The organism is Streptomyces sp. NPDC005017 (assembly GCF_042873115.1).
Lineage (GTDB): Bacteria > Actinomycetota > Actinomycetes > Streptomycetales > Streptomycetaceae > Streptomyces.
Genome location: NZ_JBIALD010000025.1, coordinates 40,583 through 53,567 on the forward strand (window position 1 = coordinate 40,583; position 12,985 = coordinate 53,567).

A 12,985-nucleotide genomic window follows, 5' to 3' on the forward strand; every position below is an offset into this window, starting at 1 on the left:
CGGCGGCCTGGCCTCAGTGCCGCTCGTCGTCGCCGTCGGCCTTCCCGGCCGTGCCCTCGCCGGGGTCGGCGATGATGTGCACCAGGGAGGTCAGCCGCTCCACGAGCGGCTGCGGCGGCGGCACGTCGGCCGGGTCGACGATGGGGTCCGCCCGGTTCGGGCTGAGGACTTCGAGCCGGGACACGGCCCTGCCGAGAGCGACTCCGTCCCCGGACTCCCACGCGGCGGCGAGCGCCTCGACCGCGGCGGCGGGACGCGTCCAGGCGGCAGGGGGAAGGCGCCAGAGGGTGACGTCGCGGAGCAACTCCTTTGCCCGGTCGAGCAATGCGGCGTCGACGCCTGTACCGGGTGAATCCGACCTAGACTGCATGAACTCAACTGTAGCGAGTACGCCGGGAGCGGCGACGCGAGGCGGGGGTGTACCGGCACGTGCCCGAGCGAGAAGTGACGGGATACGAGGTGACTGACGGTCAGGTCACCGAGCAGGAGGTCGCGGTCCACCTCTTCGTCCCGCTGGACGGCACACGTGTCGAGGAAGGGCTGTCCTCGGTGCGGGAGATATGGCGGCGTTTCCGTGAACTCCAGCACGCGGACACGGAGTTGTACTCCGCGCTGCCCGTCCTGGTGCCGGATCTGCTGCCCGGTCCGTCGGAGCACGGCTCGGTCGCGGTGGCGGGCGTGCAGTCCGCCGACCGGCTCGACCAGGCGATCCTGCGCCGACAACGGGAGATCCTCAATCTGTCGGTCCTGCTCGGCGCGGGTCCGGACCGGGAGTGGTCCGGGTTGCGCCAGCGGCTGGAGACGATCACCGGTCCGCTCGGGGAAAGCCATCTGGGCTCGGTGACCATCGAGTTGGGCATAGCGGCGCTGGGCGCACCGGACGGCGTGGACGTGCTGGAACCGGAACGCGGCGGCGACGCGGACCCGCGACGGCTGGTGCGGCTGCTCGCCGGGGCCGGTGCGGAGCGTCGGCTCAGCGCCTGCGCGTGGTCCGACGCGGGCAACCCGGAGATGCCGTACTTCGTCCGCTACTTGATGCATGTGACGGCGATCCGTCACCAGCACAGGGCGTATCGCCGGCTGGCGGAAGCCAGGGCCGCGGGATCGACGGGACCGCTGGCCGTCGTGCGGGCGCACGGCGCTGTCACGGACCGCGAACTGCCCTCGACCGCCGAGGCCCACTACTTCCATGACGCGGTGGACGGCAACTGGGAGAACGCGTGTACGGCCCTCGCGGCCTCGGGTCTCGACGGCGGGGCCGTGGCGGAGCACGACCGGCGCTTCACCGAGTCGTTTCTGTGGTGGCTCAACCACATCCTCAGCCAGCTGAAGCAGTCCGGCGTGGGCGATCCGCGGTTCGAGCCGGGCCGGCCGGTGAGGGTGCTGGTCGTCGCCGACGAGTGGTTCCCGGCGCGCGGGGGGCTGAGCTCGTTCAACAGCAAGCTGTGCACCGCGCTCGCCGGGCAGGGCGCGGACGTCCGTGTCATGGTCGAGACCGCCGGCGATGAGGAGCGGGCCGACGCGGCGAGATGCGAGGTGCGGCTCGTCGGCGTCGCCCAGCTGGGACTCACCAGGGAGGCGGCGCTGTCGGTACCTCCGGTGTTCGCCGACGGGTTCGTGCCCGATCTCGTCATCGGCCACGGCAGGGTCACCGGACCGGCGGCCAAGGTGCTCGTCGAGCGCTACTACAAGAACGCCGCGCGCCTGCACTTCCTGCACGTCGAGCCGGACCAGGCGGAGGCCCACAAACCGCACGCCGAGGGGGACCTGGCCGTCCGCTCGGAGGAGCGCACGGATCTGGAACTCGGGCTCTGCCGCGGTGCGCTGCACCCGATGCCGGTCGGCCACCGGCTGGAGCGGGCGCTGTGGCCCCACCTTCGCACCCCCGAGTACGAGGACCTGGCCGCACCCGTCCGCATCGACCCGGGCTTCGACGGCGGGCCGTCGGCGACTCCGCCGCGACCGGGGGAGATCCCGCAGATCCTGCTGCTGGGCCGGCTCGACGACGCCGATCTGAAGGGGCTGGACATCGCCGCCCGCGCGGTGGGCAAGGCGGCTCCCCACGCGGCGGGTCCCGGCTCGTGGCATCTGTTCGTACGCGGGGTGCCCGTCGGTGAGGCCGACGCGCTGGCGGCTCAGGTCAGGAAGTGGGTGGGCAACTCCGCCGTCGACGTCGTGCCCCGCAGCTACTCCGCCGATCCCCGGCGGATCAGGAACGACCTGGCCCGCGCCACTCTGGTCCTCATGCCCTCCCGCGCGGAGGCGTTCGGTCTGGCGGGCGCGGAGGCGATCGCCGCGGGAGTGCCCGTGCTGGTCAGCGGCCGCAGCGGACTGGGCATGCTGCTGCGCGCCCAGAAGCTGCCGGTCGCCGACCGGGCCGTGGTCGACGTGGAAGGCGCGCGAGGCTCCCGCAAGGCCGACGTCCAGACCTGGGCGCGGGCCGTCCACGCCGTCGTGCGCAACCCCGAGGCCGCCTTCCGTGACGCCGCCGAACTCCGCGACGCCATGGCCGCCCGCTACACCTGGGCCACGGCCGCCGCCACCGTACTCGGCTGTGTCCGCCCCGGCACGGCCGGCTGACCACGGGCACGGATCGGCCCTCCACGTCCTGTCGGCGGACATGGAGGGCCGGGGCGGGCGCGGTACGGTGTTCAGTGGGTCTGCACGGCTGTCGTCCTCCTGCGGCAGGCCGAGGGCCGATATCCCCTCGGCGTGGAAACCGCAGGCAAACACGCGGATCGGTCCGGGCGCCCGCCGCTCTGGAGCACACTGGAAACGTCTGGATCCGCGCGGAGCGGAGCCGTGGAACCCTGCGCGGAGGAACGGCGGTGAACGAAGCCCCCTGGCCACCCGACGAGGACGCGGCGGCACCGGCACAGCGACTCGCGGTCGAACTGACGCGTGCCGTCCTCCAGGCCGAGAAGCGCTCCGGCAGAACACTGGACCGGCGCGAACTCGCCGGACGCCTCAACGTCTCCACCAGCAGCCTGTACGCCTACCTCAACGGCACCACCCTGCCCGGCGGCGTCGTCTTCGACGCACTCCTGGACGCGCTGGGCGTCCCCGGCGCGGAGGCCGGCCGGCTGGCCACCCTGCGGGACGAGGCCGACGCCGCCCGGCGACTGCGCCCCACCGCCGCCCGCGCCCAGGCAGCCCGGACCCCGGCCGCCCCCACCCCGCGGCAACTGCCCCTGAGCCACCCGGTGTTCGTCGGCCGCGACGCCGAACTCGCCCGAATGGACGCGTTACGGAGCCCGCCCGACGGCCGCGTCACCGGCGGTGCCCGCGTGGCCGTCGTCGAGGGCACCGGCGGCGTCGGCAAGACCGCGCTCGCCCTGCACTGGGCCCACCGCGCGCAAACCCACTTCCCGGACGGCCAGTTCTACGTCGATCTCCGAGGCTACGGCGGCGAGGCGGTCGTCGACCCGGGCGAGGCACTGCACGGCTTCCTCCAGGCCCTCGGCGTCACCCCTGCCGCCGTGCCGACCGACACCGCCGTCGCCTCCGGGCTGCTGCGCACCCTGCTGGCCGGGCGCCGTGTGCTCATGGTGCTGGACAACGCCCGCTCCACCGACCAGGTACGGCCGCTCCTGCCCGGCGACTCCGGCTCCGTCGCCGTCGTCACCAGCCGCAACCGTCTCGACGGCCTGGTCGTACGCGAAGGCGCCCTGCGCATCGCCCTCGACGTACTGCCCCGCTACGCCGCCCGCACCCTCCTGGAACGGCAGACGGGCGCCGAGCGGGTCGCCCTGGAACCGCGCGAGGCCGACGAACTCGTCGACCTGTGCGCCCGGCTGCCGCTCGCCCTCAGCGTCGCCGCCGCCCGCACCGCCGCCGCACCCCCGGGCTCGGTCGGCGCGCTCGTCCGCGAACTGCGCCGCAACCGAAGGCCGTTGGAGCTGTTCGGCACCCAGGACGCGGACGACGACCTGCGGACCGTCTTCCACGGTTCGTACGCGCTGCTCCCGCCGCCCGCCGCCCGTCTCTTCCGGCTCCTGGGCTGCCACCCCGGACCCGAGATCGACGCCATGGCCTGCGCGGGCCTCATCGGCGCCCCCGACCCGCCCACCATGCTCCTGGACAGCCTCACCGCCGCCTACCTCGTCCGCGAGCACACCCCCGGCCGCTACACCCTGCACGACCTGCTCCGGCTCTACGCCGTGGAACTCCTCGACAGCGGCCCGCCCGAGGAGCGCCGGGACGCCACCGAACGGATGCTGCGGCACTACCTGGACACCGCGCGCCTGGCCGACCACCACCTCGAACCCTGGCGTCCGACGACCGGCGAGACACCGGGGCCCGCCGCCGGACAGCCGCCGATCGACGACCGCGCCGGCGCGACCGGCTGGTTCGAGGCGGAACTGCCCTCGCTCCAGGCCGTCATCGCCCAGGCGGCCGCGACACCGGGCCTGGAACCGTACGCCTGGCGGCTGGCCGACGCCTGCGCCGTCCATCTGCGCCGTTCCGGCCGCCGCGCGCAGCGGGCCGCCGTGCACGCCCTGGCCCGTGACGCCGCGGACCGGGCCTCGGACGACGCCGCACGCGCCACCGCCACCCGGCGGCTCGCCGACGCCCTCTCGCGGCTGCACCGCACCGAGGAAGCGCTCGACCTGCTGTACGAAGCCCTGCGCACCTGCCGCCGCCTGCGCGACGACGAGGGCGTCAGGGAGGCACGCCTCTCCCTGGTCCGGGTCCACGCCTCCCGCGGCGACCCCCGCCGGGCACTGCCCCACGCCCGGCTCGCCCTCGCCATGGCGGAGCGCACCGGAGACCTCCTCGCCCTCGCCGACGGCCTCACCTCCGTGGCACAGCAGTGGGAACGCCTCGGCGAACACACGGTCGCCCTCGGCCACGCGCGCCGCGCCCTGGACCTCTACACCCGGCTCGGCCACCTCGACGGGCAGGCCGGCATCCTGATCGGCATGGGCCGCGCCGAACAGGGCCTCGGCCGGCCCGACGCCGCGATCGGCCACTACGAGCTCTCCCTCGACCTCGACCGCGCCCTCGGCGACCGCTACCGCGAGGCCCACGCCCTGGACCACCTCGCGGACGCCCACGCGGAACTCGGCCGGGACAAGGAGGCGACCGCCCTCCGACAGGAGGCACTCGGCCTGTTCGAGGAACTGCACCATCCCGACGCCGAGCAGGTCCGCGCCAGACTGCGCACCGCTGAGGACTATCCCGCGTCCGGCTCCCGCCAGCACAGCCCGTAACCGTAACCCACCTTCATCGCCCTGAACTCGGCCTCCACCAGGCCCCGTTCATCCGGGCGCAGGACCGGTGCGCCGGGGTTCCGCTCGTAGATGACGGCCGTCGGCACCCCCGCCAGCCGCCACACCGCGCGCGGCGGCCTCGCCCGGTCGAAGCGGACCCGCAGCCGGAAGTGCTCACTACGGGTCAGCGGAACGTGCACGAAGTGCGGCGCCATCGGCTGGGCCGGCGGAATCCGCAGCCGCACCTCGTACACATGCCGCGTGCCGGCCCTCAGCGGCGCCGGCAGCACGAGCACGCGTTCGAAGTAGCTCTCGTACTGCGGCCCCTCGTCCTCCAGCCGTCCGCCCCGGACGACGGACGTCTCCAGCCCGTGCGCGGGCGTGGTGTCACCCGCGCGCCGGGGCACGCTGACGCCGACCGGGATCCGGGCCAGACCGTCGCAGGTGGCGACCACGACCCTGCGCTCCAGCGCCTCGGGCGTGGGGGTGTCCAGCCGCAGCAGCGTGGACACGGACTCCGTGTACCAGCCGTGCGGTTCGGTGCGCCCGCAGTCCGCCGGGCAGTGCTCGGCGTGCACACCGCCCGCCCGGCCCACCGCGTCCTCCCACGGCGGCGGGGTGATCTCGGCCGGGCCGTCCGGGCAGTCGGGGTCCAGGGCCCGGCGCACCTGCGACCAGAACACCCCCCACCGCGGTACGTCGCCCCCGCACGCCCGGACGATCGCCAGCGTGACCGGACGGCTGGGATGGCTCTCGCCGCGCATGGCGTCGCTCACCGTCGTCTTGCCGAACCCGGTGCGGCGGGCCAGCTGGACCAGTGTGAAGCCGGCCGATCCGCGCAGGTCCCGAAGCCAGTACGCGAAGAGCCGGGTCGGCGACCCGTCCAGGACGATCTCCTTCTGCGGACGCCCCATCGTGCTCAACTCCCCTTCTCGACAGCGTCTTTGCCGCCGAAGTCGCCGCCGAGTCTCGCACACGGCCGACGCCGCGTCCCGGTCCCGTTTTCCGGAGATGGTCCGGTTCGCCGGAGAACCGTTGAGGCCGGACTCCGTCCCTTGTTACACAGGTTGCGCCCGGCTCCGGTGCGCCCGCATCGGCCGGTTCCTGCTCTTGTGCCAGGAGAAGACCATGGCTTTGTTCCCCCGGACGCCTCGCGCCACACGGCTGCCGGCCGATGTGGTGGCGCGTATGGAGCGGTTCGGCCGCTTCGAGTTCGACCCCGTCGGCACCGACATCGACGCCTCGGACGTCTGGGCCGAACTCCAGGCCCCGTTCCTGCCGTTCGCGCAGTCGGACCCGGAGGGCTTCGCCCGCGCGCTCGCGGACGCCGTACTGCCCGCCGGAGGCTTCGCCCTCTTCGGCGCCGCCCGCACGGTGTGGAACCTGGTCGGCTCCGACTTCGGCAGCCCGGCCTACGACGCCGTACGGATGGCCGCGCTGGAGTTCTTCCGGGCGAACGGGGTGCCCAGCGGCAGGCTGTCCGCCGACGACTGGCGGTTCTGGCAGGAGAACCGCTCCGAGCCCTGGCTCCTGGGTCGGCCGCGGCCGGCTCCGGGGGAGGCGCGGATCGCGCCCCTGGCACCGGACGAGCTGCGCCGGATCGCCCGGATCACCGGCGCCCCGGACTCCAACGTCGTCTACGCGGCCGCCACGCCTGACGGCCGTTTCGTGGCCGTCGTCGACGCGCCGACCAGCGACACCGACCCCACGCGGGGCCGCTTCGGCTGGGTGACGGCGGACACGCTGTACGACCTCTACATCCGGATCGGGGAGGCGTTCCAGACCCCCGTCCACTGGGTCGCCGAGGAACTCCTTCCCTTCGTTCCCCTGCCTCCGTCCCGTTTCTGAGACCACCGACTCCCCAGGAGAGAAGAGACATGGCCAAGGGCCGCAGCTGCCAGATCTGCCGACAGCGCATGAGCGTCAAGAGCGAACAGCGACAGCCGATGGGCTCGTGGGTCGCCTACGAGTGCCGCAACCCCGCCTGCAGGAACTGGATCGACAGCGGTCAGCGCTACCGGTTCAGCGAGAAGGTCTTCGAGGACAAGTAGGGCGAGCCGGGCAGGGGGCCACCCGCCCCGACGCGACGCCGGGCAGGGGTCACCCGCCCCGACGCGACGAGTGCAGCGATCCGGCACCCCGGCCCGACCAGGGCCCCGGCGCGACAAGAGCAGCGATCAGAGCAAGCGGCGCAGGGACGACGAACTGCGCGGACACACCTAGCAGGGAGCGCAACGCATGGCCAAGTCACCGGTGGAGATAAGGACCCAGTTGTCGATGGCGGAGGCGGCCGACGTCTTCCGTCAGGCGATGCGGGTGAGCTGGTGGAACGAGAACATCACGGGCGCGGGCACCACCTTCGAGCAGCCCAGCGGCTCGGTGTTCGACAGCGTGGCCGAGGACCTGCCCGACTTCGCCGTGATGGCGTTGCTCGGCGGCCGGGGAGCCGAGATCCAGAAGTCCGCGGTGCACATGTACATGTGGAACCGGGGCGACCACCGGGAGATCCTGCTCGGCGTCGGCCGTAACCTCGGCTCCTTCGGCATCAAGGCCAACCGCAAGATCCGGCGGTACATCGAGACGCTGACGGTGCTCGACCCGGCCCTCAAGTACTCCGGGATCTGAGCGGCCCCCCTCGGCCCCCACTTCGGCCGTCCGTAGGGCCGGGGGCACCAGGAGCACCCGGCGCGGGGGGCCGGGTGCTCCCGTCATGTCCGGGCGCGGGGGGCGGGTGCTCCCGCGCCCAGGCGCTCAGCCGGCCGTCGCGAACGCCTCCACCGACACGTCCCTCGCCAGCTCCGACCGGTGGAACGAGTAGACGTCTATGTGGGAGACCTTCACCAGCAGGCAGTAGCGGTCCAGCGAGGTCACCGACGTCGCCACGCGCGCGTACTCGCGCCGCAGGAAGTGGACCGCCGCCTGGTTCGCCACCGAACTCTGGCCGCACACCAGCAGCACCGGCCGGCTCGACTCCGGCGGGGTGAACTTGGCGACCACCGCGTACTCCTGACGCCCCCGGTCGAAGTAGTAGCTCTCCCCGCCGACCACGATCGCCACCGAGTCGGGGCGGTCGCTGAACGGTGTGATCGTCAACCCGGGCAGATGGGCGGTGAGATGGCCGCCGGTGCGCGGATTGGAGCCGCCGATCGGCCCGCCGACGCAGAACTCGGCCCGGTCGCCGTTGCTGCCGCGCAGGTCGCCCGACTCCACACTGACCCGGCAGCCCAGTTCGCTCAGGAGCACGGTCAGTTCGACGACCGCCCGCAGATCCCGCTGCTGGGTCGTCCCCGGCTGCCCGTGCTTGGTGCCGACGACGATCACACAGTGCTCACCCGGCCGGGTGCCGAAGAAGGCGGCCTTGCGGTACAGCGCCCTTCTCCGCCGTCCCCGCTCCCACAACGAGCCCAGCCCGAGCCCGACCAGGCTGGTCAGCAGACCGATCGCGACATTGGCGAGCAGCGACAGCATCGCGTCGCCCGTCAGTTCTGCCCGGCCCGGCCGGGCAGCGGGCCGCCGGGCGGGGAGTCCGGGTCGAGCGCGTGGACGAGGGCGACCACGCGCTCGCGGTACGGCTCCGGCAACGGCACCTTGGCGTCCTGCGGCGGCGGCGCGTCCTGGGGGCCCTCGATCCGGGCGACTCGGCTGTCCGACAGCTCGTCCAGCTCGACGGTCAGCGTGTCCAGCGCCGCCGCGTCCCCGGCGGAGACGGCCGCCGACAGCCTGTCGAGCAGGTCGGCGACCTCCACCTCCCAACTCCGCCGCGGCAGCCGCCACTCCTCCAGCATCAGCCCCAGCGCCAGACGCGCCGCCTCGGCCGTCTCGGGGTCGATCACGGCCGCGTTGTCCGATGTGCTCACACCGTCGTCCTTTCGTCAGGCTCGTCTTCCGTCAGCGCCCGGTGTGGACGTACGGCGCCCAGACGCGCGGTGCGTCGGAGTGCCGTGTCCGCAGCGCACGGACGATCTCGTGCACGGCCCGCGCGGTGTCGGTGACGTCCAGTCCCGTGCCGTACGTGCGCAGAGAGCGGTACAGACGTCGCGTCAGCCGCACCGACACCAGATCCGTCGCTTCCCACAGCGCGCCCACCACCTGCGGATATCCGGCCGTCTGGAACGCCGACGCCAGATGGACGGCCTCGTCGGGGAGGCGGTCCGTGCGCGTCGTGTGACAGGCCAGCAGGACGGCGAGCTGGGCGTTCGGCAGATGCCTGCGGGCCACGTCCAGCACCCCGAGCGGGCCGTCGGCCAGCACCAGATGGCTCCTGGAGGGGTCCTCGGCGTCGCTGAGGCCGTGACACGCGAAATGCACGGTGGCCGCCGAGGACAGCTCGGCGAGAACCCGTTCGACCGTCGCGTCCGGCCCCTGCACGGTACGCAGCGCGCCCAGGGTGCGGGCCATCGACGCCACCTCGGCCACGGACGCGCCGTCCCGGCCGCCGGCACCGGTGGGCTGCCGAACCGCCAGGAAGGGCCCGGCGCCCCCGCCCGGCGCCGGGGCCTGCCGGGCGTGCCGCAGGGCCCTGATGCTGGGCGTGTACGAGGAGGCGACGCGGTCCAGCACCGTGCGCCCGGCGCCCGGCGCGACCGCCCGGTGATGACCGGCGGCGTGCAGCGGCAGATGGGCCAACGGACCGGACGCCGACCACCACAGCCTGGGCACCGCCTCGCGCGGGACGCGCTCGGGGAGCGGCCGCGTCAGACCCGCCGCCGTGAGAACCGGTTCCGCGATCGCGTCCCACAGCCATTCGAGGGTGGCGAAGGTCGTCTCGGCGGCCTCTTTGCGACGGGCGGGCGACTCACCGGCCCCCACCGAGACCGCCGCGAGGAAACGCCGCGCGGTGTGCGCGAGCTGCCCCTCGGTGACGTCGAGAGGAACGAGGCGGATGCCCTCGGTCGTGACCACGAGGGCATCGGAGCGCAGCCGGTCGATGTTGATCAGCACGATCGGCCCCTCCTTCGCCTCGTGCCGCATCTGCTCGGCGCTCGGCGGCAGCAGGAAGTGCTCGAACCCGTGCAGTCCCCGGATCCGCGCCAGCAGCCGCTGCCACTCCTCGGCCACCGCGTGCTGCTCGCGGATCCGCGCGGCCTCGCCCGGCCCGTCGCCGCCCGCCGCCGACCGCGGGTCAAGGCCGTCCGGCGCCACCGGCGTCTCCGCCTCCCGCAGCCGGTGGGCCAGGGTGGTGAACTCGCGCGCCGTCCCGGGATGGACGGCGGCCAGGTCGGAGACATCGCTGCGGACCTGGATGTCCTGTCCCATCAGCACCGCCCGTCCCTGCTCCAGCAGCGCCGCGGCCTGCTCGGTGCGGCCCGCGGCCAGCGCCACGGCGCACGCGGTGCGGGCCAGGCTCGTACCGGCGAGCCGGTCCGGGAGGTCGGTGGAGCGCCGGGTGCCGGCCGGTCCCGGATAGCGGCGGCCGAGCAGCGCGGTGCGCAGCATGGCCTGGCGGTCGTCACGGTTCAGCGCCTGGGACACGATCAGCGGCAGCGCCTGGAGCGCGGCCTCGGCGGCGTCCGTCGCCAGGGCCCAGTCGTGGCGCTCCACCGCCTCGCCGAGGGCGTTGCGCGCCTTGTCGAACCGGGCCTGCGGCGGCAGCACCCGGTCGGCCGCCGGGTCCCACGAGACGGGTTCCTCGTCGCCGTGGCGGTACCAGGTCACGGCGTCGTGCGCACGGCGGACGCCCTCGGCGACGGTGGCCAGGGCGGGACGGAGCAGCTCGCGCAGCTCGGCCAGCTCGGGCGAGTACTCCGGCCGCTCCGGCAGGGCTTCGAGGCCGCGCGCCGCGAGATCGGTGAGCCGTGCCGCCTCCTGGGTCCCGGCCACGTCCCGGCGCATCCAGGACAGCAGTGCCAGGGCGTGCGCGTAGGGGATGACGCAGCCCAGCCAGCTCGCGGACATCTCCGGGAACCGCCGCACCGCCCAGGCCAGCCCGTCGCAGGCACGGGCGATCGTCGGCATGTCCTGGTGCAGTGTCCCGTGGGCGATCCGGTGCGTCTCGACCGCGCAGAGCAGCTCCTCGTACCGCGCGCTGGTGGGCGGGAGCAGGGCCAGCTGCTCGTCGCCGCGGCGTACGGCGCGCTCCAGGTCCTCCGGGTCCTCGCTGAAGGTGAACCGCGCGACCAGCAGTTGCACGAGGACGCCGCCGAAGTGGCCTCGCCGCCCGTCGGTCAGCGGCCCGGCCAGCACGGCCTCCAACTGGTCCACGGCGAGAGCCAGTCGGCGCGGATCGCTGACGCCGTTGCCCAGCAGCGCGGCGCGCGCGGCGGTGACGTCCGGCGGCAGGCCTTCGAGGTCCTCCTTCGACGCGGGCTCCGACGGCCCGGTGTCCTCGGGCGGCGCGGGCGGCCACGCGACGGCGGCGTGCCCGGCGCGAGGCGGCGGCGCGTCCGCCGTGGCGGGCCGTGCGACACCTGTGAACGGGGCGAAGTCCTCCGGGCCCGGACCGGGGGAGCGCACACCGGGCCGCCCCGGCGGCACATACATCTGGATGGGCGGCAACTGCACCCCCCACAGCAGCGGTCCGAGGAACGGCTGCGCCAGCTTGAGAAGCCGGGTGAGATTGAACGGCGACCGCTTGACCAGCTGTTCCATCTTGGCGCACATCGTCCGCTTCTGGATGACGTGCGGCAGCAGGGGGTGCTCCGGGGGCAGGTCCCGCTGCAGCGCGGCCCACAGTTCGTCCGAGCGCCGGAGGTCGGCGGCCGACCCGGTGAAGACGGCCCGCGTGGCCAGCAGCGCGGGCATGTTCCCGGCGTACATCCCGTTGTCGTCGGGCGGCGCGCAGGCCCGGTACGCCTCCAGCTGTGCGATGGCCTCGTGGACCACTTCCTCGTCCGGGTTGCGCGGCAGGGACGCGGTGAGGGCGAGGGAGAACATGAGATGGGCCGAGGCGGCCTCGTCGTCGACCTCGCGGGTGCCGTGGCGTCGGGCGTGCTCGACCGCCCGCAGCGCCGAGCGGCCTGCCTTCAGCGCCAGCCGGATGCCCGCCGCGTCGGCCGGACGGTCGCGAAAGCGTGTCAGCGCCACGTGGACCGCGGTGCAGCTGACGGCACCGGCCTCCACATGGTCGGCCGAGACCCCGGCGAACGCCGCGTCGGCCCACCGCCCCGCGTCCTCCAGTACGGACCTGTCGCCGGACTCCAGGCGGAAGATCGCGGTCTGGGCCAGCCTGGTCAGCAGACAGGGCCGGACCAGGTCGTCCTCGGGCAGCGATTCGGCCAGCAGCGCGGCGTGCGGATGCGACGGCCGGGGCGGCTCGAAGTGGCGCGGCGAGGGCTCCTCCGGATACGTCGCCGCGACGGCCACCGGATCGTCCGCCGGCCGGCCCTGGGTCTGGGCGGCGAGATAGTGGTGGACGTCGTCCGACAGCCGGTGGTCGTCGAAGCGCAACGCCAGCGTGCGCTCGGCCAGCCACAGATGCAGCACCCAGCGAGGCCGTCGCGCGTCCTGGCGCGCCCCTACGTCGAGGGCGTACTCCATGACCGCCAGTGCCGCGACCGCGCAGTCACGGCCGCCCTCGTTCCAGGAGGCGCGCAGCAGTCCGGCCGCCGACGGCAGCCAGCTCTCCGGTTCCTCTCCGGCGCGGGCCAACCACCGTTCGACGTCCGGCGTCCACGCCGCCTCACAACGCTCCAGCGTGCGGTCCACGGCCGTTCGTAGATCTGACACACCGCCAGTCTTCCTTGCCGCGCGTCCCTTTGGCCCCGGTCCGGAATTCTCCGGCAAACAACGCCCGCGGCCGCCAGGCGTTCAGAACGGCTCGAAGCCCGGCCGGA

The 12,985-nt window shown here is 73.8% G+C and carries 10 protein-coding genes; 5 read left to right on the top strand and 5 right to left on the bottom strand.

Annotated elements, in window-relative coordinates; genetic code table 11:
- Window positions 1-13 precede the first annotated feature (13 nt).
- A complete protein-coding gene (locus tag ACFYR0_RS29890) occupies window positions 14-370 on the bottom strand; it encodes a CATRA system-associated protein (protein ID WP_389334837.1) in 357 nt (118 codons plus the stop codon).
- Window positions 371-459: 89 nt separating this feature from the next.
- Between ACFYR0_RS29890 and ACFYR0_RS29895 the strand changes: the two genes are divergently transcribed.
- Both ACFYR0_RS29895 and ACFYR0_RS29900 read left to right on the top strand, forming a co-directional pair.
- Window positions 460-2,580, top strand: coding sequence for a CATRA conflict system CASPASE/TPR repeat-associated protein (locus ACFYR0_RS29895; protein WP_389334840.1), 2,121 nt, complete (start codon window positions 460-462; stop codon window positions 2,578-2,580).
- A gap of 248 nt (window positions 2,581-2,828) precedes the next feature.
- Window positions 2,829-5,213 carry an ATP-binding protein gene (locus ACFYR0_RS29900; RefSeq protein ID WP_389334843.1) on the top strand — a complete coding sequence of 795 codons (2,385 nt, stop codon included), beginning with the start codon at window positions 2,829-2,831 and terminating at the stop codon, window positions 5,211-5,213.
- Here ACFYR0_RS29900 and ACFYR0_RS29905 read toward each other — a convergent pair.
- Window positions 5,177-6,127, bottom strand: a complete 951-nt coding sequence (locus ACFYR0_RS29905) for a helix-turn-helix domain-containing protein (RefSeq protein ID WP_389334845.1) — start codon at window positions 6,125-6,127, stop codon at window positions 5,177-5,179. The two genes, ACFYR0_RS29900 and ACFYR0_RS29905, sit on opposite strands and share 37 nt — an antisense overlap.
- 214 nt (window positions 6,128-6,341) lie before the next feature.
- Between ACFYR0_RS29905 and ACFYR0_RS29910 the strand changes: the two genes are divergently transcribed.
- From ACFYR0_RS29910 to ACFYR0_RS29920, 3 genes are all read left to right on the top strand, one after another.
- Window positions 6,342-7,061: a hypothetical protein gene (locus ACFYR0_RS29910; protein WP_389334848.1), complete on the top strand. Its 720-nt coding sequence runs from the start codon at window positions 6,342-6,344 to the stop codon at window positions 7,059-7,061.
- Window positions 7,062-7,090: 29 nt separating this feature from the next.
- Window positions 7,091-7,264, top strand: coding sequence for a hypothetical protein (locus ACFYR0_RS29915; RefSeq protein ID WP_389334851.1), 174 nt, complete (start codon window positions 7,091-7,093; stop codon window positions 7,262-7,264).
- A 187-nt stretch (window positions 7,265-7,451) separates the two neighbouring features.
- Window positions 7,452-7,838: a hypothetical protein gene (locus ACFYR0_RS29920; RefSeq protein ID WP_389334854.1), complete on the top strand. Its 387-nt coding sequence runs from the start codon at window positions 7,452-7,454 to the stop codon at window positions 7,836-7,838.
- 126 nt (window positions 7,839-7,964) lie between these two features.
- On the opposite strand, the gene ACFYR0_RS29925 is transcribed toward ACFYR0_RS29920, so the two are convergent.
- Genes ACFYR0_RS29925 through ACFYR0_RS29935 form a run of 3 tightly spaced genes read right to left on the bottom strand, consistent with a single transcriptional unit; the run spans window position 7,965 to window position 12,878 of the window.
- On the bottom strand, window positions 7,965-8,681 hold the full coding sequence (locus ACFYR0_RS29925) for a hypothetical protein (RefSeq protein WP_389334857.1): 717 nt from the start codon (window positions 8,679-8,681) through the stop codon (window positions 7,965-7,967).
- 11 nt (window positions 8,682-8,692) lie between these two features.
- Window positions 8,693-9,070, bottom strand: coding sequence for a CATRA system-associated protein (locus tag ACFYR0_RS29930; protein ID WP_389334859.1), 378 nt, complete (start codon window positions 9,068-9,070; stop codon window positions 8,693-8,695).
- 31 nt (window positions 9,071-9,101) lie between these two features.
- Complete coding sequence (locus ACFYR0_RS29935) at window positions 9,102-12,878, bottom strand: CHAT domain-containing protein (RefSeq protein ID WP_389334862.1); 3,777 nt, start codon at window positions 12,876-12,878, stop codon at window positions 9,102-9,104.
- Window positions 12,879-12,985 lie beyond the last annotated feature (107 nt).

Excerpts from the sequence above, each read along its gene's own strand:
- ACFYR0_RS29920 (WP_389334854.1), top strand. The coding sequence starts at position 7,452 with ATGGCCAAGTCACCGGTGGAGATAAGGACCCAGTTGTCGATGGCGGAG.
- ACFYR0_RS29925 (WP_389334857.1), bottom strand. The coding sequence starts at position 8,681 with ATGCTGTCGCTGCTCGCCAATGTCGCGATCGGTCTGCTGACCAGCCTG.
- ACFYR0_RS29910 (WP_389334848.1), top strand. The coding sequence starts at position 6,342 with ATGGCTTTGTTCCCCCGGACGCCTCGCGCCACACGGCTGCCGGCCGAT.
- ACFYR0_RS29915 (WP_389334851.1), top strand. The coding sequence starts at position 7,091 with ATGGCCAAGGGCCGCAGCTGCCAGATCTGCCGACAGCGCATGAGCGTC.
- ACFYR0_RS29890 (WP_389334837.1), bottom strand. The coding sequence starts at position 370 with ATGCAGTCTAGGTCGGATTCACCCGGTACAGGCGTCGACGCCGCATTG.
- ACFYR0_RS29905 (WP_389334845.1), bottom strand. The coding sequence starts at position 6,127 with ATGGGGCGTCCGCAGAAGGAGATCGTCCTGGACGGGTCGCCGACCCGG.